A 25476-nucleotide genomic window follows, 5' to 3' on the forward strand; every position below is an offset into this window, starting at 1 on the left:
AGCGAGTCCTAGCACTATCTTTTACAATGGTTAAAGCATTCGCTTTATCAGCTATTTTGAAACTATTAATGACCGAAATTAAAAGAAACCGCCAAATTAATCTACTCAAAGATCCAGTTGCTCCAACGTTGAAGTTAATGACCATTCCGATGATCTACGGCATGATTTTATTGATGACCTTTAATCTTGTTGATACTTTTTTTGTTGGTTTATTAGGCACAGAGCCTTTAGCTGCCATAAGCTTTACTTTTCCTATTACCTTTACGGTTATTAGTTTAACTATTGGGTTAGGCATAGGAACTTCGGCTGTTATTGCCAAAGCACTGGGAAAAGGTGATAAAGAATCAGCAAAAAATTTAGCGACCAGTTCTTTATATTTAACGGCGATAATTGTTGGGCTTCTGGCAGTTGTAGGCTATTTGTATATTGATGAAACCTTTTTACTTTTGGGCGCAAGTGAAGCGTTGTTACCCTTAATTCATCAATATATGGATATTTGGTTTTTAGGTTGTATTTGTTTAATTGGTCCTATGATAGGTAATGCAGTTTTACGTGCCTCAGGAGATACCAAAACACCGAGTTTAATTATGGGCAGTGCAGGGTTGATAAACGCGGTATTAGACCCTATTTTGATTTTTGGTTTTGGCCCGGTACCTGCGATGGGAATTCAAGGTGCTGCTATTGCTACTTCAGTATCGTGGATATTTGGCTCAGGCTATGTGTTATATATTTTAGCGCTAAAAAGAGGCTTGATTCATACGCGCTTAATGACCATTAAAGACTTTATTAGCTCAGCACGTGGAATTTTGCACATAGGTTTGCCGGCGGCTGGCGCCAATATGTTAACCCCAGTGGCTGCTGCCGTACTTACCGCAATCGTGGCAAATTATGGCGCATCAGCGGTTGCTGCATTTGGTGTGGGTTCGAGAATTGAATCGATAGCTTGCTTAGTGGTACTGGCGCTGTCTATGACCTTACCACCTTTTATTAGCCAAAACTTAGGTGCCGGTAATATAAAGCGTGTTGAAGAAGGCTATAAAACATCAATTAAATTTGTTTTAGTTTGGCAGGTGTTTATTTATCTTATCTTAGTGTTAGCTGCGCCGTTTATTGCGCAAGTATTTTCTAAAGAGCAGGCGGTAGCTGATATTATTAAACTTTTTATTTGGATTTTACCTTTAGGCTATGGTTTTCAAGGGGTGATTATTTTAACAAACTCATCATTTAATGCCCTACATAAACCTATGGTGGCGCTTACGCTCAGCATTATTCGTTTATTTGTTTGCTATGTACCTTTGGCTTATGTCGGTAGTTTATGGTTTGGCTTAGAGGGATTTTTTATCGGCGCTTTACTTGGCAATGTTGTAATGGCAATGATTTCATATAACTTGTTTGATAAACAGTGTAAAAAAGACCGTCTACCGGAAGAGGTTGTTGTTTGATGAGAGCATTAAAAATACATTCTGATTATATCCCCAGTGGTGATCAACCTACGGCAATTGCTCAATTGCTTGACGGTATTGAATCAGGACTAGCGCATCAAACATTATTAGGCGTAACCGGCTCAGGTAAAACTTATACCATTGCCAATGTTATTGAAAAGCTCAATCGCCCAACTATGATGCTAGCACCTAATAAAACCTTGGCTGCGCAGCTTTATGGTGAGATGAAAGAGTTCTTTCCAAATAACGCCGTAGAATACTTTGTTTCATATTATGACTACTATCAGCCAGAAGCTTATGTACCAACAACGGATACCTTTATTGAAAAAGACGCCTCGGTAAACGAGCACATAGAGCAAATGCGTTTATCGGCTACTAAGTCATTATTAGAGCGCAGAGACGTTATTATTGTCGCGTCGGTTTCTGCTATTTACGGTTTAGGTGATCCGGATTCATATTTAAAAATGATGTTGCACATCAGTGTTGGTGACATTATTAACCAACGCGACATTTTAAGACGATTAGCTGAACTACAATATTCGCGTAATGACGTGGCATTTCAGCGAGCGACTTACCGCGTGCGTGGTGATGTGATTGATATATTTCCAGCAGAATCTGATCGTATGGCTTTACGTGTTGAGCTATTCGATGAAGAAATTGAACGGATTAGTGTTTTTGACCCATTAACGGGTGAAGTCGAGCGTACACTCGCGCGAGTCACGGTTTACCCGAAAACTCACTATGCAACACCGAGAGAAAAAATCCTTGCTGCGGTTGAAAATATAAAAATTGAATTAAAAGATAGATCCGCGCAATTAAAAGAAAACAATAAATTAGTAGAAGAACAGCGAATAGTCCAACGTACACAGTTTGATATTGAAATGATGACCGAACTTGGCTATTGCTCAGGCATAGAAAACTATTCTCGCTATTTATCAGGCCGAGGCGCTGGAGAAGCGCCACCAACCTTATTTGATTATTTACCCAGTGATGGTTTGTTAATTATTGATGAATCGCATGTTACTGTGCCGCAAATTGGCGCTATGTACAAAGGTGACCGTTCACGTAAAGAAAACTTAGTCGAGTACGGGTTTAGATTACCTTCTGCACTTGATAACCGTCCGATGAAGTTTGAAGAGTTTGAAGCCTTATCGCCACAAACCATATATGTATCTGCGACGCCAAGCCATTATGAAATTGAAAAGTCAGCGGGTGAAATTGCTGAACAGGTTGTTCGCCCTACAGGTTTACTTGATCCGCAAATTGAAGTTCGTCCGGTTGAAACCCAAGTTGATGATTTATTGTCTGAAATTCGCAAACGGGTAAAAATTAATGAACGCGTATTAGCGACGACATTAACCAAACGAATGGCGGAAGATTTAACCGATTACTTAGATGAACACCAAGTAAAAACGCGCTACTTACATTCGGACGTTGATACGGTAGAACGAGTCGAAATTATTCGTGACTTTCGTTTAGGCAAGTTTGATGTGCTGGTTGGCATTAACTTATTACGTGAAGGTTTAGATATGCCAGAAGTGTCTTTAGTTGCTATTCTGGACGCCGATAAAGAAGGTTTTTTACGCTCAGAACGCTCGCTTATTCAAACCATAGGACGAGCAGCGCGTAATATAAACGGACGAGCAATTTTGTATGCAGGACGCATTACCGGCTCAATGCGTAAAGCGATTGACGAAACTGACCGTCGTCGTGAGAAACAACATCAATATAATCTTGATAATAATATTACGCCACGCGGCGTTAAACGTATTATTGCTGATGTGATGGATCTTGATGGTGGTAAAACACGGGCTGCAGCGGCATTAAAAGCGGCAGAGCCGGAAGGTAAATATGATTTGCTAACCACGAAAGAGATTGATACTAAGGTACAAGAATTAGAAAACATGATGTTTAATCATGCCCAAAATTTAGAATTTGAGCTAGCGGCTTCAGTACGCGATGAAATTAAACAACTACGTGAGCAACAGTTGGTTAGCTAGTCTAGGGAATTAACTTTACAAAGTATAGCTAACACTTAATGACATTCGCTAGCGTTAAAAAGTGTTAGCACAAGCTAGATATTTATTTTATTTCAAACATCATATATCGATTAATAATTCCGGCGACTTCGTCGGAGTTACAATGTTTTAAACGGCTAACATCACTAATGATTTTATCTTGAATATCAACAGGAAAAAGCATTAACTGCTCTAGGTATAAATGAGCATGGGTTTCATTATTGCTGTTAATTAGTTCAATTAAGCGATCTGCATGGTTTTTCCAAATAACACTCATACAAGCTCTCCACCAATGTAATTACCCTAAATGAATGTAAACAACTTAGGGAAGTATGGTGACAATACTAAATATACTTTGTCACTACTCTAAGTTTAGAGTATGGGGCGCCAGTCTTTATACATATTAGGAATTAAAATTACTTGTTGGGAATCAAGTAATCTAAACCTGAAACATATTGTGATGAGCTTTAAAGTAAAAAGTGTGGTTTTGTCTGCTTAGCATTACTCACTACGGTGAGTAACAAAACCGTTTATCAATGGTGTGTTACTCAATTGTATATTAATTGCCGTTTTGTTTGAACACTGAAGATGCAAAGGTGATTAAAGTATTGCGGCGATATCATTGGCAATGTCGGCCGGTTTAGTTGTTGGACTATAACGCTTTATTACCTCACCTTGATTATTAACCAAGAACTTGGTGAAATTCCATTTAATACTTTTACTGCCTAAAATGCCAGGCGCCTGAGTTTTTAAATGTTGGTATAGCGGGTGTGCGTTGTTGCCATTAACTTCAATTTTACTAAACAGCTCGAATGAAATATTAAAGTTCAGATCACAAAACTTTTTAATCTCACTATTTTCAGCTTTTTCCTGTTTACCAAATTGGTTACAAGGGAAAGCTAATATTTCAAAGTTTTTGTCTTTATATTCTTGGTATAAAGTTTCTAACCCAGCATATTGTGGTGTAAATCCACAAGCACTTGCCGTATTGACGATCAGTAATGTTTTACCTTTATATTTAGTAAAATCAATGGTTTCATTTTTATAATTAGTCGCACCAAACGTGTAAATTTTATTTGTCATTATCGTTAACTGGTCGGATCAATGTTAAAAACAGCATAAGGTAAATGCGTGAGATTAACAAGATTCACGCACTAGAATTATTATTCCATGGTTGCTGGTTGCTGGTTGCTAAGTCTATAGCGACGTGGCTTTTTGCTATAGGCGTGTCAGTAAACTTGAAGTGTCCCAACGACTGCCGCCATTTTTTTGTACATCAGCATAGAATTGATCAACGAGTGCGGTTAATGGCAGTGTAGAGCCGTTGTTTTTGGCTTCGCTCAATGCAATATCAAGATCTTTTCTCATCCAGTCGACAGCGAAACCAAAATCATATTCGCCTTTTATCATGGTTTTATGGCGATTATCCATTTGCCAAGAGCCTGCTGCACCTTGACTAATAACTTCAACGACTTGCTCGCAATCTAATCCTGCGTTTTTACCAAAATGTAAAGCTTCAGCTAAGCCTTGAACAACACCGGCAATACAAATTTGGTTCATCATTTTAGCTAATTGTCCACTACCGGCCGGGCCAAGTAATTTGCTAAATTTTGCATAGGGTTGCATTGCGCTTTCAGCAAGGGCGTATATATTTTTTTCACCGCCCACCATAATGGTTAACTGGCCATTAACGGCACCGGCTTCGCCGCCTGAAACAGGAGCATCGAGAAAAGCTAAATCAATAGCCGCCGCTTTTTGCGCTAGTTCACGGGCAACACTTGCTGATGCCGTTGTATGATCAACCAAAATAGCTTTTGCTTTCATGCCTGCAAATGCACCATTTGGTCCTAATACAACTTGACGTAGGTCGTCGTCATTACCGACACAGACAAAAACAATGTCGCTATCTTTTACTGCTTTGGCCGGAGTACTCGCCATAGCACCGCCATATTGTTTAACCCAATTTTCAGCTTTATTTTGGCTGCGATTATATACGGTGACTTGATAGCCAGCATTCTGTAAATGACCCGCCATTGGAAAGCCCATAACACCTAAGCCAATAAAAGATACTTTGTTCATATTGTTCAATCTACTACAGTTTATGTTGTTAATATTTATAGCATATATTCAATCACTTTTGCTCAAATATAGTCGCTTGTGGCAGATAAATTTTATTCGTGACTTAAGGTGTAATAAACCTTAGTAAGGTTGAAATGTTTTGGGATATTAAGTTACTTGTAGCTATGCCTAACTATGTCTAGTAATGAATTACGACAAGTAACTAGGCATATTATTTTACTGAAGTAGGGTGGATAATAAGTGTTTTCAGTGATGAGAGGTACAGTGTTGAGTACCTCCCATATCAGCAATCGTCTGTTGAGGTTATTTATTGATATATTCAAATAATGCTTTCAACAATTGCATTTTTTCGGTGTTGTTCTCATATTCAAATGCCAAGTTCTCTAACTTCATCATGAACTCATCTGCGCTCAATAAGCCTTTACTACCATGTTGAATACGATTTTGACAATGTGCTTGCCATTTTTTTTGCTCACTATCGGTTAAGGTTAATGGGAAATTTCGTGCCCGATAACTAAACAATAGCGTACTTAAACGCTCATCTTGAAACTGAAAAGGGTGTGTGCCTAATTGCTCTGGTGGTAGCTGGTGTAATATATCCATTTGTGCTTTATCGCTATGAGAGAAAAACTTGCCACCATAGAGCGCAAACTCTGCTTCAACGGGTTCATCACCAAAGTCACTCTCAGCAAACACATCGGTTAACTTATCTCTAAGCTCTGCATGTTGTTTTAAGCGTTTTAAGTTATTTAAACAAAGCTCACGCGGGATCGCTAAGCGTTCAGCGTTTTCAGGTAACAATGTTTTTGCCGGCGCAACCACAGGGCATTTGTTCAAGTGAATTAACTTAACCGGGATCGGTAACTCGTCTGCTGCTAAGTCGTCATAACGGGTATATAAACGTGCTTTGATTTCTTCGCTCGATAACTCAAATAACGGCGTAGGATCACGTGCCAAATCAACCGTAATAACCGCATTTTTGTTTATTGGATGATAACAAACCGGCGCAAACCAACTTGTGCAACCATGCGCAGAAGACACTTTACTTGAGGTATGAACAATCGGTGTCATATTATAAACATCAATTAATTCAGCTACTTGTTTTTTGTTTTTTAAGTTGAAAATAAAGTCATATAGCTTAGGTTGCTTTTCTTTTATCAACTTTGCCATTGCGATGGTGGCGTAAACATCACTCATTGCATCATGGGCAGCTTCATGGCTAATACCATTAGCCTTTGTTAGCAACTCTAAACGAAAACTTACCACTTGTTCGCCATCGCGTTCAACCGTTGGCCACTCAATACCTTCTGGTCGCAAGGCATAGCAAGCCCTGACCATATCGATAATATCCCAACGGCTGTTACCATTTTGCCATTCACGTGCATACGGGTCGTAAAAATTGCGATGAAATAAGTAACGTGTCACTTCATCGTCAAAGCGAATACTGTTATAACCGGCAACACAAGTGTCAGGTTGAGAAAATAAACCATGAATACGATCAGCAAATTCTGCCTCTGTTAACCCCTCGCGTAATGCTTTTTGTGGTGTAATGCCTGTGACTAAACAGGCCTCGGGTTGCGGCAGATAATCTTGTGGCGGCTGACAATAAAACATCTCAGGCTCACCAATAATATTTAAATCAAGATCGGTTCTAATACCGGCAAACTGTGATGGCTTGTCAAATTTTGGCGATATACCCCATGTCTCATAATCGTGCCACAAAATACTAGGTTGTCCGTTGGTGTTCACTGGTGTTTTATTATTCATGATTTTTATTGATTAACATCCATGGAATAGATCTATGCTAATCGCGGACTTTACCAGATAACGTATTAATAATCCAAGGCAAGCAAAAAACATTAAATAGGTCAGATACGACAGTGGTGGCGAAAATAGCCATGGGTATTTTCTGGCGATGTAATTATCGGTAATACTTCCCTATGAAGGATATAGAGTAAAAGTTGTCATGACTTCTATTTTACGTTATCAGGGGGACTTGATAAGTTGTTCTGCAGATAAGCTTCTTCATTAGTGCTGGCTCTACAAAAGGAAAAGCAGTTTGGCAATACCGCTTTAAATTCAATAAAATGACCATAGGATAATAATAGGGCATTACCCTAAGGTCTCAATTAAAGGTGTAATAGATAAGCTTGTTGAGTTGAAAGCTTAAATATATTTACTCGTCTAACCTTCTCCGTTGTCGTTACCATTGTCTTCTGTTTGTTCATCATCGTCGTCATCCATAATATCTGGAGTAACGGCATCGACAACGTCGATAGCTCCACCAATAGCTGTTGTAGTGACACCTACCGCGGTAGATACAACAGTAACCGCAATGCAGCCAGATAAGCTAAAAACAACGTATAGCAACAAAAAGCCTTGTGCAATTTTATTCAAAGTAAAGTTTCCAAATAAATAAGTATTTAATTACGCAGAATACGCTAATTTAATGCTGAATCAATCGTTGTTTTAGTGCCATACTCCAAACCTTGATTAAATTTTTGCTACCAGCATTAACCGTTGTTTCTTTAGGGTTTTTAGCCACACTGCCTTTTACCGGCTTAGACACGCTTTGGCAAACCGGTACCGGAAGCATGTTAGTCATGTGGCTTCAGGCGTTAACGCTATTTTTTGTCAATACGGTTTATCAAGATGCTTCACATGAACGTCCTTACCATCATATTTTGCACCGATTAATTTTTATTGGTGTTGCGGTACTACCTATTTATAGCCTTATTTCATTGTATGGAAATTGGCTTCGTATTGACCAGTATGGCTTAACGGTTGACCGTTGTTGGGCTGTGCTTATTTGTGTTTTACTGGCGTCGGGTATTTAGTGGGCATTATTAAGCAACGAGATGCTTGGTTAGAGATACTCAGTACAGTGAATATATCTATGGGAATTGTCGTGCTGGTATTTATGCTACTGGTTAACTCACCACTGCTCAATTTTCAAAGCATTGCTGCAGCTAGTCAATGATCAAGGTTGCATGATGGCAAAATATCTTATGATAAGTTTGATTATCAATATTTTGATCACTCATTAGGTCGACAAGGCAATTTGGCGTTACAAGAGCTAAAAACAGAGTTGATAGTTTCCGCACCTGAAAAAGCCGTGATGATCGATAGAATGTTTATTAATCATGAAAACATAGCCGAAGATGATTTAACGCTGAATATTTCAATAAGTTAGTGACTTATTGGCCTAATAAAAGTGATTTTCCAGAGGCGTTAATTCAGGAGGTTTATGGTGATAAACTTAAAAATGAATGGGCTACTTATCGAGGTAATAACTATTACTTTATCGGCCAAGATTTAAATGCTGATAGTGAATTAGACTATATTGTTATTGAAGAAAATAATTATTCTACTTCCGCTACTCTTTGGTTTTTAGAGGACAATCAGTGGCAGCCACAATATATGCAAACGAGCAACCCAAACGATAGTAAGTTTATAAAAGACTTTCTATTAAATAATGATGTTGAAGTAAGTCAGCCTAGATGGCAGAACTTAAAAATAGGTGACTTAATTTTTAGATCGGCGTTAGATTAAAATCAAAGCTGTCATTATGTAGCAAAGGCATTATCTACGTTAGATAATGCCTTTGTTAGCTGTTTCTTTGTTGCTAGTTTTTTGTCGCTGTTTCGCTCAATGTCAGTACTGAGAATGATACGCTAGTATAATCGCCGTTTGCTTTGTCTATTGCCCAATCACCCGTACCGGCACAGCCCGCATACCAAATGCCATCAGCATCTTTGGTTGAGCATTGGTTATAAGCTCCGGCTTTAAAATAGAGCCAATCACCGCTGTAACCTGCGCTGTTATCCTTTTCATCTAGCTTGCCATAAGCATCGATATTATTTGAAAGATCAATATCATAGCTAACAGTGTTTTTATCTTTTTGAGTAAATGTTAGTTTCATGAGATTGCCAACAACGTTTATCGTGTAGCTAAATTCTTCACCTAGCGCGATACCTGAATTTTTTGGATCATTTGGGTTTTCCCAAGTGTTACCCCAAATAGGGTAAGCGATGTCAGTTCTATCGGGGTTATCTTTAGCTAGGTTGCGTTCATAGGTCCAAAACACAGACCCTGTATTGTGATTTGGCCATTTTTTGTAATAAATTTTTATCGGTTCATTGCCCCAGCCAAAACCCTTGCCTTGTGCAATAACTTCTTTATCTTTTCCGGCATGAATTTGTCCAACTACCACAGAATAAGCCGGTTTTTTCGGATGTTTGGCGCTTTTAGCAACATGGTTTACTTTTAAGGTTGCGTCTAATCTGCCACCTATTTGATTAAAGTAAGCCGCATCTGGATGTGCAGCAATAGCAAAATTGTTGCCGTATGATTTAGTACCAATTGAGGTGTCTAATCCACGGATCATTTGTCTTAATTCGCTACGGGTGTTAGATGATGCCTGTGTTGTTACCGCTTTATTCGGTGAGGTGAATACAATCTCACCATTGGCATCAATATAGAAAAAATCAGGGTTTTGATAACTTTGTAATGCCTTAGTGTCGATATCATCAGCCTTACCATTGTTATCTCGGTCTAACGGAATAGTGATTTTCCAATGCGAGAGATCAAATTTTCCAGCAGGAACATTAGATGTACTCGCACAGCCGGTTATCAGCAAAGCAAGGGAAAGGGTAGATACAGCTTTAAACATAAAGCACTCCTGTATATTAATTTTATTTATCGTTGTTATTTATCGTGTTTAGTTATTAACAGCTTTAGGCAATTAGCGTTAAATTAAACGTTATCGTTTATGAAAAAATAGCGCCATTAAAGCGCTATTTTTATTCTCAACTTAATAACTAAATGCTATTTTGCTTTTTTAGCAACAACCGCTTCAGCAGTCGCTGAATTATAAGGTGATGATGCATTATCATCATCTAACGAGTCGCCTTCAGCATAACCTTCAAAGTTATCTTCAAATTGTATTGTTGTACCCTCTATATCAGAAAATAATTTAAATTCGTCAAGATAATACGCAGCATCGTCAGAAACTGAGCCATCATCACCTAACTTAAAGATAACGGTTTGAACGCCAGTAGCCACATCGCTCAATGATTCAGACACAGAAGCAAATGGTGAGGTAGTTACACTAGTGCCGTCGATAGTAAGCGTTAACATTGGTGCAACGGTTGCTGAAGCGTTAGTTGCATCCCAGGTTAATTCAATATCAGTCCATTTGTCAGCAGTAAATGGAATGGTGATATCAACACCTTCATTGTTGCGTATAACAAAGCCGCTGTTTTGAATGCGTAAATCGATCAGCGCATTATTGGTGCTGGTTGAAGAGCCAAATAAACCAATGTAAGCATCTTTCACAATCGCGGCTTCTTTTAGGAACGACACAGTTAATTTACCGGCAGCGATAATATCACTTGAAGATAGCTTGTAACGTAACTCACCGGCATCATCTGTCATATTGTCGGTAATTCTTGCCGTAAGATTATCAGGGTTGCCGTTGCCGCCGCTAAGTAATTCAACAAACGCTTCAGCAGTCGATGAATTGTATGGAGAAGCTGGGTTATCAGTATCTAATGACGCGCCATCATCATAACTTTCAAAGTCGTCTTCAAATTGTACGGTAGTTCCGGCAATATCTGCATAAAGTTTGAAGTTATCAAGGTAGTAAGCGGCATCGCCAGAAACAGAGCCATCATCACCTAACTTAAAGATAACGGTTTGAACGCCAGTAGCCACATCGCTCAATGATTCAGACACAGAAGCAAATGGTGAGGTAGTTACACTAGTGCCGTCGATAGTCAGGGTTAACATTGGTGCAACGGTTGCAGAAGCGTTAGTTGCATCCCAGGTTAATTCAATATCAGTCCATTTGTCAGCAGTAAATGGAATGGTGATATCAACACCTTCATTGTTGCGTATAACAAAGCCGCTGTTTTGAATGCGTAAATCGATCAGCGCATTATTGGTGCTGGTTGAAGAGCCAAATAAACCAATGTAAGCATCTTTCACAATCGCGGCTTCTTTTAGGAACGACACAGTTAATTTACCGGCAGCGATAATATCACTTGAAGATAACTTGTAACGTAACTCACCGGCATCATCTGTCATGTTATCAGTAAGTCTTGCCACTTTTGTTGGTGCTACATCTTCGGCGCCGCTAATGGTATAAACAACTTCTGCCGCAGTACCATCAACAGAGCTAATGGCTACCGTATCTGTGACAATATCATTGGCATTAACCAATGAAGCCACTGTTGTGTTAGCAGTATCAAGCGTATAAGTCCATTCGCCTGTAGCTAACACAGAAAATGTCCCGAAGGTTGTGGTTAAGTTAGCTTGAGCTTCCATTGCGTTTTCATTGGCGTCATCATCACTAACGACGACTGTGCCGGTAATCGCACCGCTAACATTGTTAGCAATTGCTGCTGTTAAATCACCTGAAAATGTTGCTGGCGTATTCGCCGAAGCAGGAGCAATAACGCCAGTCGCTGCAGAAGTAAGCGTTTCTGTATAACCGTCAAGATCGCTATAAGCAGCAGTAACAACGACGGTTTTTCCTATTTCATCATCGGTCAGCGCAAAGATAGACTCTGTTGCATCAACAATAGCAACATCATCTGCAAGCCAACTATATACTACGCTTTCAGGGTCAAAATCATTGTCATCTAATACGGTCGCAGTCAGTAGCTTACCTGACTCTAAAGTACCTGATATTTCTATAGCGCCAATAAAGTTGATTAACACATCGGCTGTAGGGTTAGAGGTAATTACTTCACTATAGTTATCGTTATCTGTGTATGAAACGGTAACTTTTATATTTGTGCCGGCTTGAGTGTCAGTTAATAACAAAGAGCTCGATGTTGCGCTAGCAATTGCTACGTCGTCTGCCATCCAAGTATAAGAAACGGCTGATGCATCTAAGCCATTTGCATCGGTTAACGTTGTTGTGAGTGTTTCACCAACTTTAGCTTCCCCTGATAGCGAAAGTTGACCAAACGAGTTACCTATTTTGTCAGGCAATGTATCGGTATTACAACCAACCATTGCTAATGCAATGGTTGATATAGCAATCGTTTTATTCATTAACTTTTTCATTATTATAATCCTACTATTTTTTTGGTAAAAAAATTTCGCTGCTATTTGGTTTAATCTTAATACTAATTTGTATTGCCACTTTGTCAACCAATATGTGAGGATTGCGGTTGGGTTTATCAGTTTTTAGCGAGTGACTAATGATGAAAAGGAGGATTTTTTACGTGTTTTATCACTTAAATACCCTTGATCTGTATTGAATCCATACTTGCTCTGGCTAGGGCTAGCCATTTGTTTTTGTATTTTTTATCGGTAGTGGTAAATGAAATAAAGGTTAATTTTCCGTCTACGGGTAATGCGTAAGTAAGATTGAATTGGTATTTACCAATAGCTTTGATCTCGTACTCGAATACAGCAACTTTAGTTCCTAGTCGGTTATATACTTTGTCTTTTTTCCAACGGGCTTTGTCATTAGATTTACGCAAGATATTAGATAGCGATTTATGAATTTTATTCATACTTTTCTTATCTGCTGGCGTGGAATACTGCGTAAAAGTAAAGCTGACCGATTTATCTTTATCGCTAAATGCAAAAGCGGGAGGATTTTTTTGTTTGCCATAACGCTTGTCTAAAGCGGAGTCAGATAAGGCCTTAAACTCTGTTGACAACTCTATGATCAGATGGTCGTTGAAAAAGCGCTCAGTGTTAGTTTCTGCAGCCATGCTGGTAAAGCTGAGCAAAAAAAATAGCAAATATAAATTCTTCATGGTTAATCTCTTATCTTATTGTTTTAGTTTGAATAACCGCTATGGCTATTATCGATTCGATAGAACGTCGCTCGGACAAAATCATGGGCATCGCCGGAATTATTTTGATTATAAACCCCAGCTTTAAAATACATATATTGGTTGCCTTGGTCATAGCCGCTTGTCGTCATATCTACGACTTGTTCAAACGCTTTGCCATCAGCTTTGACAACTTTTACAGTAAGCGTATGGCCAGAAACCGTTATTGAATAACTAAATTTTTCATCTAGCGGGATACCATCAACGGGGTTACTTGCGGTATTAGTGCGACTGCCTATGATGTCGTAATAGCTATCGTCACCGCCAAGGGTTTCATGCGCGAGATAAATGCCGCCGTTTGAATTGCCTGGCAATTTTCGATAATAAAGTCGGGCAGGCTCATCATCATTAGCATGAATTTGACCAATAATAACGCGACCTATTTGATAGGCTTCGCCGGTGATTGTTACGTTATTGACTGCTAGTTCAGCATTGAGTTCGCCGTCAATACCGCCGGCATTGTCTTGGTCTGCTTGTGGTGCAGTAGAAAATACCCAGTTATTTTTATTAACCCCTTGGGTTTGCTGACTTGTGTCGCCCCTGCGTAACATTTCTCGTAACTCTGAGCGTACATAGTTAGTATTAGTTGAGGTGCGATAGCCTGAAACTGAGGTGGTAAATACCACGCCGCCATCTTTTGACAAAGTAAAAAAGCGCGGATCAGCATAACCACCAACGAGCGCGGTTTCCTTAATACTGTCTGATTTGCCATTGTTGTCTTCATCGGTTGGCACACTTAAGTACCAATCAATTAATTCGATGTTATGACTGACATCTTCTTGACAACCAAAGGCTTCAATTTCCAAAATACTACTTGGCTGAGAAACGTCGTTACCAGCGAGATCTATGCGTAAATACAGCGCCGTTTCTGTGTTTAACTGGTCTAAGTTAATTACCCCAGGGAACAGTGAATTCTTTTCGCTTTGGGTTTTGCTATTAAGTAATTGCCAATTTTTTTGGTCTTTAGAGCCGTAAATATTGAATAAATGCACATAGTCTAGGTTTTTCCAAGTAATAATCAGCTGTTTGAGCAGGGCTGGCTCTGAAAGCGTTAGTAATAACTTGCTATCGGTTGTGTCGGCCTGCCAGTTGGAAACCTTGGTTTTATTGCTATCGAATAAAGTTGGTAGCTCGGCATCAGTCGATACATCATTTATAGCTGAAATTTGTAGTGGATAACTCACACCACAGCTGATGTCATCGATAACAGTGGGCGTGGTAACTGGATCAATAACTTGCTTTGGGACAGTTGTTGTTACGGTATTGTTACTTGGGCTACCCCCACAGCTAACTATGCCAAATAAGCTAAATAAGGTAACGAAAGTAAAAAAAGTCTTATGTATTTGCATAATTGTCCTAACGGCTAAGATGAATTGAATCGCACAAACTTGTGTATCTAATGTGGGCTGACGGTATATTTTAAGTAGTGTTTTTTGTCAGGCTTTTATTCGAGTAAGTTTGTTATTAATAGAATATATCCCGCGAAAAAATGGCCTAACTAAGGTTTTACACTATGTAGTGTGTTTTGGTCAACCAAAAATTAGTTTTGGTAATCTTGTGTATGATGCTTAAGCTTGTGGTAATTGTTTTCTTACCTTGCCGTTACTATAATTATCTCTGTTTATGTCTATTTTATTCTACTACACTTAAAAAATAATCGTTAAACTCCACATTAATAATAACTGCAATATTATAGATTAATGTTAATTGGTTATGTTAATTGTATTTATTGGTAAGTTATGTTTTGGTGGTTTTTAATGTTTTGTATTACCAGATTGGTTGACAATTGTGATTTATATTGTTTGAATAAAGCACAACGAGTATAAAAACTATAATGAATCGGAAATATCAATGGCTACTTTCAATAAGTTAAATAAAATTAGCAGAGTTGTGCGTAAGCAGGCTAGCTATCCTAGACAATTTTTGTGTGCATCTACATTACTCTCCTTACTTGCTTTTCCAGCCACGGCTGCAGAAGAAGAAACAGAAAAGAAAGTGGAAGCTGACATTGAAGTAATTGAAGTCAGTGGGGGCTTACGACGTACTATGACTCGTTCATTGAACGAGAAAAAGCACAGTACGGCAATTGTTGATGCAGTAGCCGCAGCAGACTTTGGCGATTTACCTGGTTTATCATTGTCTGATGTTATTGAGAATATTTCTGGTGCATCTGGTCACCGTCTAAAAGGCAGCCAAAACGAAATATCAATTCGTGGTTTAGGCTCTTATTGGGGTTACTCAACCTTTAACGGCCGAACGATCACCAATGCCGGCGCTGGTCGTGCGGTTAACTTCAAAAAATTCCCATCTGAGCTTGTCGACAAAGTCGTCATTTATAAATCTCAACAAGCTGATTTAGTTGAAGGTGGCACCTCAGGTACTATCGATGTTAATTCTCTGCGCGCTGTTGACTATGGTGAAGCGCAAACAACGGTTCAAGCAACAGGCATATACAATTCGTATTATGACGATGTTGAAGGCGGCAGCTCGCCTTGGGGCAAAAAGCTTATTGTCTCGACTGTGCAGCAATGGGAAACCGATAACCTAGGCGATATGGGGTTTACTTTCGGACTTAGCCATTCTGATTCTTCAAATCCAGAAGAAAACTACGGTGGTAATTCACAAATGGCGGTCTGTGCGCTTCGTGCTGCTGATGGTTCAAACTTAGTAGGCGGTAGTAATTGTGCTACTGGGCAGCAAGGTGTCAGCTCAGGTCGCGTTGGTCGTGAACCTGAGTTGGGCATAGATACCGACTTAGCCGATTTTGACCCAAGTAGCATTTTTTATGTACCGAATGACGCTTACTGGCGCACAGGTGAAGATGAAGATGTGCGTACCGGTGCAGTATTTACTTTTCAGTGGGTACCTCGCGACGACTTAGAAATTAATTTTGACTATGAATACTCTGATTTAGAGTACACTGAAAAACGTATGGAATTAGCCTTAGATTCTCGCATCGATGATCTCGCTGATCACATTATTGCTGACGATCACACCTTACTTTATTCAACGGGTGAAGCAAGACCAACGTTGCAGGGCGAAAACCGTAATCAGGTTGATGAATATCGCGGTGGCGGTATCGAAATAGAATATGCACCAACTGAAGATTTAACCCTTGCGCTTGATTTATCATACTCTGAATCCTATCGATACCGCTTACGCCAACGAACTAAATTTCGTTCAACAGAGCGTTATAACTATGCGCTAGATTTTCGTGGCCGTAATGTACCAACGTTAACATGGCTAGATAACAATCGTTTAGGACCTGGTGATGACGGGTTTGCCGCTTCAGAAGTATTTGACGCAAGTGACATGAATAATTTTGTTAATGATGATCATGCTTACGTAGAATATCGACGTGCACATGATAATCGTAACGATGATATTTTTGCTATCAATTTAGATGGCGAATATCAACTCGACAATGATTACTTTTCAAGTGTCAAAGTCGGTGTTCGATACTCGAAAGAGCATCTACTTGATTTTGTCACTAATGATGTCTCGTTAGTGATTGCCGATGGTTCACAAAAATACGGCGCTAGTGACAACGAAGATAATAATTGGGATGAACTAAACCCAGAAGCCAACTCAGAACTCATTAATGGCATTATCAATGGTTGCCAAAATGACCATTCAAATAATATTCAATTTACTGAAGAGCCTGGCAGTGGCGGTGATGCAACGCGCTATGCTACTTATGATCATAAATGTTTTATTGGTCAAGTTTTGGGGCAATTACCCGGTGCAACGAGCACAGCTTTTTATGATATAGGTGAACGTGAAGATGGCCGTGATGGTGCTGACCGTGACGTAACTGAAACCATCACAGCTGCCTATGTTATGGGTAACTTTGATACTGAAATCAGTGGTATACCGGTATACGGTAACGTTGGTGTTCGTGTGGTAAAAACAGAAACGGAATCTCAAGGTTGGGGTGACAAAGTTTATATCACCACCGATGAAGAAACGGGTACTTACAGTGCACAAATTAACCCAACGGGTGATATTGAACGCGTCAACTTAGCTTCAGAATACACCGAAGTATTACCAAGCTTAAACTTAACTTTTCACGTAACTGATGAATTTTATGTTCGAACAGCGGCCTATCGTTCTATGTCTCGTTTTCAATTAAATGCGATGTCGGCAGGGGTAAGCTATGAAACATGTGAAGATGAAGATGACACAATTTGTGATCCTAGTACCAATACTGACTATTCGTCTGTTATTCGTAGCGGTGAAGCCAATGGTAACCATTTAGACCCATACACTGCGATAAACTATGACGTATCTTTTGAATATTATCCGTCAGAAGATGCTGCTTTAACCTTAGCGTTCTATCATAAATCGTTCACCGGTGGCTATGAAAGCGAAACTGAGCAACGTGACATTATCGTTAATTTAGATGGTGTTGATACAACTTACACCGGCGTTAGCCACTTAGTTAAACAAACCTCTGACGATAACTCTATTATTAAAGGCGTTGAAATCACCGGTCAAAAGCACTTTGTTGAATTGCCTGAGCCGTTTAATGGTTTAGGTGCTAAGTTTGCATGGAACTACGCAAGCTCTAACTTTGTCACTGATGAGCCTGCCAGTGCCGGTATTGTGCCAGATGCGAACTTATTTGGCTTTTCAAAAAATGTCGCCTCAGCATCAGTTTACTGGGAAGGAGACGACACCACTGTTCGTTTACTTTGGAAGTATCGTTCTAAATATTTACAACCTAACGGCTTACCTTTTCCAGATCGTTCACACCGATATGTACAAGACGCTATCTACATGAACATGTCTGCTAAGTATAAAGTTAACTCAAGTGTTAGCTTATTCTTAAAAGGCCTTAACTTGACCAACGAACCACAAGTGATGACCCGGGGTAACGATACCACTATTGCTGATTACTCTCGCTCAGGCACTAAGTGGGAATTTGGTGTAAAAGCTAAATTCTAACGCATAGTGTATCGAGCCATAAAGATGAGCAGTTTACGCTGCTCATAAAAATATTGAAACTTTTTAGCATCAATTATTGAAAAATTTCATCAGTATAATTGAAATAAAAGTTACTTACTTTGTCTAGGCATACGGTTATGAATTAACCGTTAAACTTCAGTGAATACTTTTAGGAGAATATTATGACAAAACCAACCATTGGTTTTATCGGATTAGGCCTTATGGGCGGCAACATGGTAGAAAACCTGCAGAAAAAGGGCTACCAACTAACCGTGTTAGATCTAAATAAAGACGCAGTTTCAGCCTGTGTTGCCCGTGGTGCTAATGTTGCCAGTTCGGCAAAAGAACTCGCCGCAGCAAGTGATATTGTTATGCTTTGTCTAACCACTTCAGCGGTTGTTGAAAGCATTTTTTATGCTGATGATGGCATTCTAGCGGGTATCAAAGCTGGCGCAGTACTGATTGATTTTGGTACTTCAATTCCAGCATCAACTAAAAAAATTGGTGCCGACTTAGCAGCTAAAGGCGCAGGCATGATTGACGCACCACTAGGGCGCACACCAGCACATGCTAAAGATGGTTTGCTTAACATTATGGCTGCCGGTGATCAGGCAACTTTTGACAAAGTTCAGCCAGTTTTACAAGATCAAGGTGAAAATATCTTCTACTTAGGCGCATTGGGTGCAGGGCACACCACTAAGCTTATTAATAACTTCATTGGCATGACCACGGTTTGTGCTATGTCTCAAGCTTTTGCTGTTGCCGAGCTTGCTGGTGTTGATCGTCAACAATTGTTTGAAATTATGTCAACGGGACCATCCAATTCACCTTTCATGCACTTTTGTAAAAACTATGCTGTTGACGGTGTTAGCGACCTTGGTTTCTCAATTGCTAATGCCAATAAAGACTTAGGTTATTTTCTAAAAATGCTTGAAGAATTTGACACGCGGTCTGAAATTGCAGAAGGCTCTTCTGCTAATTTACAAGCGGCATTTGATGCCGGTATGGGCAAAGGTAACGTGCCTGAAATATTTGATTATTTTCTTAAACTGAAAAAATAATTCAAGTCAATCATTGTAAAATTTATCAGTAAGTTGCTTTAACTAAGTAACCCCAGTTCGGGTTAAGCTACTTTACCCAACAATGCCATTTAAACGCTTATCAGCGTTATTTTTACGCCCAATAGCTCGCTATTGGTTTGTAAAAATTCCTTGCTAAGCGCCTAAACTCCATGATTGCGCTTTTTTTAATCTTTCACTTAAAAATGTCGTGAATAATTTAGCTAATAATACTATGAATCAACAGGTTATAAAGTCCATTAACCCAAACTGAGGTTAAGTATAAATTGAAAGTTTCTAAGGCATTATCTTACAAGGAGTTGATAAAGCCTTAATTTCCTGCAAAACAAGCCTTAAAATTTAGAACGTACATAGACTTGGTATAATGTACAGTCTGGCAGGCTGAAAAACCTTGAGCAATTGCTCGTAACAACAGTCTAAATAGTCTTGTTTATTCAGCTTATAGATCCATATTATTTTATTTTTATTAAGCTGGCTTATTGATAAAGGGGGTCAAATAAAGACTTGGAGATGTACTAGGCGTTTTGCTGAAGTATTTGATAGTCGTTTGTTGCAGTACTTTGTTGCAGTGATTTATTGGAATAGATAATTAAAATAAACACCAGCTTAATGTGCTGGTGTTTATTTCAGAAATACAGCTAGCGGTTATATATTAAACACCATAGGCACGGTAGTTAACATCATGATAACGATTAAAACTACCGCGGTAATGTTAAGCCAAAAGCCTGCTTTTGCCATATCCGCAATACGCAATTCACCTGAGCTAAATACTACCGCATTAGGTGGTGTTGCCACTGGCATCATAAAGGCACAACTGGCAGCTAATGCCGCAGGTATCACTAACATTAAAGGTCCATCAGTTAACGTCACAGCAATTGGGCCTAGTAGCGGTAAAAAGCTTGCGGCAGTTGCTGTATTACTGGTTACTTCTGTTAAAAATAAAATTGTTAACGTAACGATTAACACAGCGGCTATCACCGGAATATTTGACGTTGCTTCAAGCTGAGTTGCAATGTAACCGGCAAGTCCTGATTTTTTAATCAAACTTGCTAAAGCTAAACCACCACCGAAAAGTAACAATACACCCCACGGTAACTTCTTAGTGTCTTCCCAGGCTAAAATACGAATGTCTTTTTTACGGTCAACCGGTACTACAAATAACATTAAACCGATAAACATAGCGATGCCAGTATCAGATATCGCTAAGCCAGTGAAGCTGGCGATTACCGGTCTAAATATCCAACCTAAGGCTGCTAAAGCAAAGAAAAATAGTACGAGCTTCTCGCCTTTATGCATGCGGCCTAATTCTTTCAGCTTGTCTTTAAACATGCTGTTAGTGTCGATGCGTTCGCCTTCATTAACTTGGTAACAAATCTTGGTTAAAATTACCCAACATAAAGCTAAAAGTATTATTGTTAATGGCACGCCGATGATCATCCATTGAGCAAAACCAATTTCAATGTTGTAGCTATCAGCTAAATAAGCTGCCATTAGTGCATTAGGCGGAGTACCAATTAATGTGGCTAAACCACCAATGCTGGCAGAAAAAGCAATGGCTAAAAGCATCGGTTTTGCAAAGTTACTTGCGTTTTTACCATCTTGTTTTTGTTTAACCATTTCGATGATTGATAAAGCAATTGGTAGCATCATTACGGCGGTTGCCGTATTTGACATCCACATAGATAAAAATGCGGTAACGAGCATTAGCCCGCCTATTTGATGGCTAGGCTTAGTGCTACATAACGACATAGCTTTTAAGGCAATGCGTTTATGTAAGTTCCATCTTTCCATCGCAATAGAGATAAAAAAGCCCCCAAGAAAAAGGAATATCAAAGGGTGGGCATAAGATGATGTAGTTAATTTAATCGGTGCTATGCCAACAATTGGCGCAACGATTAAGGGTAAAAAGGCGGTAACTGAAACTGGGGTTGCTTCAGAAATCCACCAAGTGGCCATCCATAATGCTAAACCTAAAGTGTGCCAGGCCTCGGCAGACATGCCTTCAAAGGGACAAGGTACTAATAAGGTGAACAGCATTAATGCTGGTCCTAATATGAGCATACGTAATGGCGTTGCTTTGTCTTTAATATCAGTCATAAACTTTCTCACAATGTTGTGTTTTTATAATAATTCTAATTTATGCATAGCAAAGACAACGCCATGTTTTTATCTTGTTGTTAATAAAGGTAATTATATTTTTTGTTATTATTTTTGATCAGCTTACGTATTGATATCCACCCATGAAAAAGTATAGATATGTGGAGATCCGCCAATTAGCGTCAGTAAAAAATATAGTGAGTTTAATGTTAGCGTACCTATGTCATTATGGGGCGGTAGCATGTTATGTACTTATATTAGTCACATTCATTATTTAGCTAAATTGCTTAGCTTTAAAGATTAAGTTTGATTTATACCAATTTGATTAAATTTCCCAATTCAGAGCGCTAAACTGCGACTATCTGGTTTGGCATTTGATATGGAATAATGTATTTGTTTCATACCAAATAGCTAATGCATGATGGTAAACAACGTTTTGACTGGTAAAAGCTGATAAAATACTATGATACCAACCTTATTGACTCTTCGATTATTTTATCGCGTAGCCCAGTAAAGCGAGAAATTAAGGGCTCTGGTATGACTCTGGCTTTAGTACGGCTCTAGTATTGGTTTATTCATAAGGTAAAATTGTGGCACATCAAGAAAAATCAAAGCGTAGAAACTATCTAGTTTTCACTTTGGTCATGGCGGGTTTATTACTGACTATTGAACTGACGCAAATGATAGGCATGAGCAAGGCTTATCAGAAGATGTATCAACAGTCGAACCAACAATTATCTAATTTAGTTCGTTATATCGATAATATTCTTGCTCGCTTTGACCGAGTACCTACAGTTTTATCGAAACAGCCGGTATTAGCACAAGCCTTATTATTCCCCCAAGACCAAACAAAACTGGCAAAACTGAATCATTTATTAGCCGATGTGAGAACCATGACTCAGGCGTCTGATATTTACCTAATTGATAAAAATGGTATCACTATTGGTGCGAGCAACTGGCAATCACCAACCTCATTTATTGGCATGAATTTCGTTTTCAGACCTTATTTTCAAAACGCCTTAAAAGGTAAGCTCTCCGATTACTATGCTGTTGGTTTAAGTAACGGTAAGCGAGGCTTTTATTATGCTTACCCTGTGATAATTGATAATAACATTGAGGGTGTTATTGCCTTAAAAATAAGTATCGCTGATATTGAAGAGCAGTATAAAAAAACGGTATTAAATAATAGTTTTAACTTTTTAATTGTTGCTCCCGATGATGTAGTGTTTATTTCTGACAGACCTGATTGGCGATTAAAAACCATTGGTGATTTATCACAAGTACAGCAACAAAACTTAATGTCAGAAAAACGCTATGCCGAGCAAGAAATATCGGCACTAAACATTATTGATATTTCCAATCGTTATTTGCCGCAAAACTTAGGTAATAAACTGTTAGAGGTTGCATCAAATAAAGGCACAGAGCAGGTTTTTGCTTTGAGTAAACTGATGACAACCGCAAATTGGCAAGTGCATTTATGGAGCTCAGTAGCGCCGATCAAAAAACAGCAAAATTTACTTGTTATTCAGAGTGTTAGTGGCTACTTGTTAATGGTGTTTTTATTTTTGTTTGCTAACGAACGGGTTAAAAATGCCCGCAGACTTAAACAGTCTCAGCAGCTGTTAGAAAATAAAGTTAAAGAGCGCACCGCTGATTTAAGCGCAACCAATACCAAATTACATGAAGAAATAGCGCAACGTCAGCAGGCGCAAACTCAAGTCAACAAAATGCGAGATGAATTAATTCAATCAGAAAAACTTGCGCTCATTGGTAGTATGTCAGCAAGTATTAATCATGAAATTAATCAGCCGTTAACGGCTTTACGCAGTTACTCAGAAAATGCCCTAGCTTATCAAGAGCGCAGTATGGCAGACAAAGTAAAAAACAACCTGACACTGATCATTGGATTAGTTGACAGGCTCAGCGATATTGTCAGTCAATTTAATAGTTTCTCTAAAAAAAGTAAAGGTGCCGCGACTACCGTTGATGTTGAGATGAGCCTAGTTGCAGCGATGAGTATCGTCAAGCATCAAGCGAAAGCCGCTAAGGTAGAATTTACCAGTAAAACGTGTTTAGATCCCGTGCATGTCTATGGTGATGCCATTCGTTTTGAACAAGTGTTGGTTAATTTATTGAGCAATGCAATACAAGCGCTTAGTGAACAAGAAGAGAAAAAAATCATGATTTCTGTCGCTGAAGTTAAGCAACGGGTTATTATTGAAATACGAGACAATGGTCCTGGTATTTTAGTTGATAATATCGACAGAGTTTTCGAGGCCTTTTTTACCACCAAAGATAACTTTGGCCTAGGCTTAGGGTTGTCTATCTCACACCGAATTATTGAATCAATGCAAGGTAAACTTAACGTCAGCAACCACCCCGATGGCGGCGCTATTTTTACCATTAGCTTGCCTGTAAACAGGTAATCAAGGAAATATTATGGAAACAGAAAAAGTGGGGGTCGTATTTGTTATTGATGACGAAGAGCATATACGTAGCGCCATTGAACAAACATTCGAATTACGCAACTTTGAAGTACAAAGCTTTTCACAAGCGCATCAATTACTAAATCAACTCAGTGATACTTGGCCGGGTGTTGTGATCAGCGATATTAATATGCCTAAAATGAATGGCCACCAGTTAATGGCTGAGGTGAAAAATATTGACTCAGACATTCCAACTATTCTCCTGACCGGCTTTGGTGATATTTCAATGGCAGTAAGCGCCATGCGCAATGGGGCTTATGACTTTATTGAAAAGCCCTTTAACAATGACGACTTAGTCGATACGGTGAAAAGAGCATTAGATAAGCGCGCTTTAGTGCTTGAAAATCGACAACTAAAAATAGAAATAGAAACACACTGCTCACCCGGACCAAGAATTTTAGGCAATGCGCCCAACATTGTACAAATGCGTAATATGCTTAATCAAGTAATGGATGCACCGGCAGATATCCTCATTGATGGCGAAACAGGGACCGGAAAAGAGTTAGTTGCTCGCTATTTACACGACCATAGCATTCGCAAAGACAGTAATTTTGTTGCGCTTAATTGTGGCGCAATTCCTGAAAATATTATCGAAAGTGAACTATTTGGCGCCGAGAAGGGCGCTTACACCGGCGCCGATAAAAAACGTATTGGTAAATTTGAATACGCTAATGGTGGCACTTTATTTCTTGATGAAATAGAAAGTACACCTATGGCCTTACAGGTGAAGCTGTTAAGGGTATTAGAAGAGCGAAAAGTGGTGCGTTTAGGCGCTAATGAAGGCATCGAACTTGATGTTAGAGTGATAGCGGCAACCAAAGTTGATTTATTAGAGCTGTGCGAGCAAGGTTTATTTCGTCAAGATTTATATTACCGTTTGAACTTAGTGAAAGTGGATATTCCTCCCTTGCGAGAGCGCATTGAAGATGTACCTTTGCTGTTTTTGCACTTTGCCAGAATAGCTTCAGCACGTTATAAAAAAGAACTTATTCCATTATCACAAACACATAAAACACAACTATTAAGTTATGGTTGGCCGGGTAATGTCAGGGAGTTACGTAACTTAGCCGAACGTTATATTTTGCTGGGTGAAGCGGCAGCATTTAACCTAAACCAAAATACGTGCGCAAACTCAATGCACAGCGATATGGGACTGACCCAGCGAGTTGAATTTTTTGAGAAATTTCTTATTGAAGAAGCGCTGGCAAGCAATGAAGGCTGTATTAAAGACACCATGGAAGCGCTAAATTTAGCCAGAAAAACCCTTTACGATAAAATGAAAAAATACGAACTTGAACGCACAAGCTATCAATAATATTAACCTGTAGTTTAGGCTGCATCGTGATTGACGGTTAATGCTAATCACGATGCTAAATGATACAACAGCTTGAACATTCATTTTAACCAAGCTGATTTAAGGCTTTACAAGGCAAAAGAATAAAGACGAAATACCGCGGCTTACACCCATAGCT

General features: G+C 39.1%; 20 protein-coding genes. 10 read left to right on the forward strand and 10 right to left on the reverse strand.

Annotated features, from left to right (window positions below):
• The first annotated feature begins 68 nt into the window (after window positions 1–68).
• Both FGD67_RS19425 and uvrB read left to right on the forward strand, forming a co-directional pair.
• Window positions 69–1442, forward strand: a complete 1374-nt coding sequence (locus FGD67_RS19425) for an MATE family efflux transporter (RefSeq protein WP_257172676.1) — start codon at window positions 69–71, stop codon at window positions 1440–1442.
• The gene (gene uvrB, locus FGD67_RS19430) at window positions 1442–3442 is read left to right on the forward strand and encodes an excinuclease ABC subunit UvrB (RefSeq protein ID WP_373567804.1); all 2001 of its coding nucleotides are present in this window, start codon (window positions 1442–1444) and stop codon (window positions 3440–3442) included. The genes FGD67_RS19425 and uvrB overlap by 1 nt, the downstream gene beginning before the upstream one ends.
• Window positions 3443–3524: 82 nt before the next feature.
• Here the strand turns inward: uvrB and FGD67_RS19435 are convergent, their stop codons facing one another.
• From FGD67_RS19435 to FGD67_RS19455, 5 genes are all read right to left on the reverse strand, one after another.
• Entirely contained in the window at window positions 3525–3737 is a 213-nt protein-coding gene (locus tag FGD67_RS19435) for a hypothetical protein (RefSeq protein ID WP_257172678.1), read from the reverse strand.
• Window positions 3738–4060: 323 nt separating this feature from the next.
• Window positions 4061–4543, reverse strand: coding sequence for a glutathione peroxidase (locus tag FGD67_RS19440; RefSeq protein WP_257172679.1), 483 nt, complete (start codon window positions 4541–4543; stop codon window positions 4061–4063).
• Between the two features lie 135 nt (window positions 4544–4678).
• The gene (locus tag FGD67_RS19445; RefSeq protein ID WP_257172680.1) at window positions 4679–5539 is read right to left on the reverse strand and encodes an NAD(P)-dependent oxidoreductase; all 861 of its coding nucleotides are present in this window, start codon (window positions 5537–5539) and stop codon (window positions 4679–4681) included.
• A 303-nt stretch (window positions 5540–5842) separates the two neighbouring features.
• Window positions 5843–7306, reverse strand: coding sequence for an exodeoxyribonuclease I (sbcB, locus tag FGD67_RS19450; protein ID WP_257172681.1), 1464 nt, complete (start codon window positions 7304–7306; stop codon window positions 5843–5845).
• 417 nt (window positions 7307–7723) lie between these two features.
• Window positions 7724–7936 (reverse strand): NF038104 family lipoprotein, encoded by a 213-nt coding sequence (locus FGD67_RS19455; protein ID WP_257172682.1) that lies wholly within the window; start codon window positions 7934–7936, stop codon window positions 7724–7726.
• Window positions 7937–8028: 92 nt separating this feature from the next.
• Between FGD67_RS19455 and FGD67_RS19460 the strand changes: the two genes are divergently transcribed.
• Genes FGD67_RS19460 through FGD67_RS19475 form a run of 4 tightly spaced genes read left to right on the forward strand, consistent with a single transcriptional unit; the run spans window position 8029 to window position 9091 of the window.
• Entirely contained in the window at window positions 8029–8376 is a 348-nt protein-coding gene (locus FGD67_RS19460) for a DUF4153 domain-containing protein (RefSeq protein WP_257172683.1), read from the forward strand.
• The gene (locus tag FGD67_RS19465; RefSeq protein ID WP_257172684.1) at window positions 8376–8519 is read left to right on the forward strand and encodes a hypothetical protein; all 144 of its coding nucleotides are present in this window, start codon (window positions 8376–8378) and stop codon (window positions 8517–8519) included. Before FGD67_RS19460 ends, FGD67_RS19465 begins: the two co-directional genes overlap by 1 nt.
• 6 nt (window positions 8520–8525) lie before the next feature.
• Window positions 8526–8732 carry a hypothetical protein gene (locus FGD67_RS19470; protein ID WP_257172685.1) on the forward strand — a complete coding sequence of 69 codons (207 nt, stop codon included), beginning with the start codon at window positions 8526–8528 and terminating at the stop codon, window positions 8730–8732.
• Window positions 8732–9091 (forward strand): hypothetical protein, encoded by a 360-nt coding sequence (locus FGD67_RS19475; RefSeq protein WP_257172686.1) that lies wholly within the window; start codon window positions 8732–8734, stop codon window positions 9089–9091. The genes FGD67_RS19470 and FGD67_RS19475 overlap by 1 nt, the downstream gene beginning before the upstream one ends.
• A 73-nt stretch (window positions 9092–9164) precedes the next feature.
• Here FGD67_RS19475 and FGD67_RS19480 read toward each other — a convergent pair whose 3' ends face one another.
• From FGD67_RS19480 to FGD67_RS19495, 4 genes are all read right to left on the reverse strand, one after another.
• Entirely contained in the window at window positions 9165–10211 is a 1047-nt protein-coding gene (locus FGD67_RS19480; RefSeq protein WP_257172687.1) for a polysaccharide lyase family 7 protein, read from the reverse strand.
• Window positions 10212–10366: 155 nt separating this feature from the next.
• Window positions 10367–12613 carry a VCBS domain-containing protein gene (locus FGD67_RS19485; protein WP_257172688.1) on the reverse strand — a complete coding sequence of 749 codons (2247 nt, stop codon included), beginning with the start codon at window positions 12611–12613 and terminating at the stop codon, window positions 10367–10369.
• Window positions 12614–12786: 173 nt separating this feature from the next.
• Complete coding sequence (locus tag FGD67_RS19490; RefSeq protein WP_257172689.1) at window positions 12787–13317, reverse strand: hypothetical protein; 531 nt, start codon at window positions 13315–13317, stop codon at window positions 12787–12789.
• Window positions 13318–13340: 23 nt separating this feature from the next.
• Entirely contained in the window at window positions 13341–14744 is a 1404-nt protein-coding gene (locus FGD67_RS19495) for a polysaccharide lyase family 7 protein (protein WP_257172690.1), read from the reverse strand.
• Window positions 14745–15246: 502 nt separating this feature from the next.
• Here FGD67_RS19495 and FGD67_RS19500 point away from each other — a divergent pair.
• Window positions 15247–18342: a TonB-dependent receptor gene (locus FGD67_RS19500; RefSeq protein WP_257172691.1), complete on the forward strand. Its 3096-nt coding sequence runs from the start codon at window positions 15247–15249 to the stop codon at window positions 18340–18342.
• 182 nt (window positions 18343–18524) lie between these two features.
• The gene (locus tag FGD67_RS19505; RefSeq protein WP_257172692.1) at window positions 18525–19403 is read left to right on the forward strand and encodes an NAD(P)-dependent oxidoreductase; all 879 of its coding nucleotides are present in this window, start codon (window positions 18525–18527) and stop codon (window positions 19401–19403) included.
• A gap of 663 nt (window positions 19404–20066) precedes the next feature.
• Here FGD67_RS19505 and FGD67_RS19510 read toward each other — a convergent pair.
• Window positions 20067–21518 (reverse strand): DASS family sodium-coupled anion symporter, encoded by a 1452-nt coding sequence (locus tag FGD67_RS19510; RefSeq protein WP_257172693.1) that lies wholly within the window; start codon window positions 21516–21518, stop codon window positions 20067–20069.
• Window positions 21519–22108: 590 nt separating this feature from the next.
• On the opposite strand from FGD67_RS19510, the gene FGD67_RS19515 reads away from it, so the two are divergent.
• Window positions 22109–23944 carry an ATP-binding protein gene (locus tag FGD67_RS19515; RefSeq protein ID WP_257172694.1) on the forward strand — a complete coding sequence of 612 codons (1836 nt, stop codon included), beginning with the start codon at window positions 22109–22111 and terminating at the stop codon, window positions 23942–23944.
• 13 nt (window positions 23945–23957) lie between these two features.
• Complete coding sequence (locus FGD67_RS19520; protein ID WP_257172695.1) at window positions 23958–25319, forward strand: sigma-54 dependent transcriptional regulator; 1362 nt, start codon at window positions 23958–23960, stop codon at window positions 25317–25319.
• The last annotated feature ends 157 nt before the right edge of the window (window positions 25320–25476 follow it).

The organism is Colwellia sp. M166 (assembly GCF_024585285.1).
GTDB lineage: Bacteria > Pseudomonadota > Gammaproteobacteria > Enterobacterales > Alteromonadaceae > Cognaticolwellia.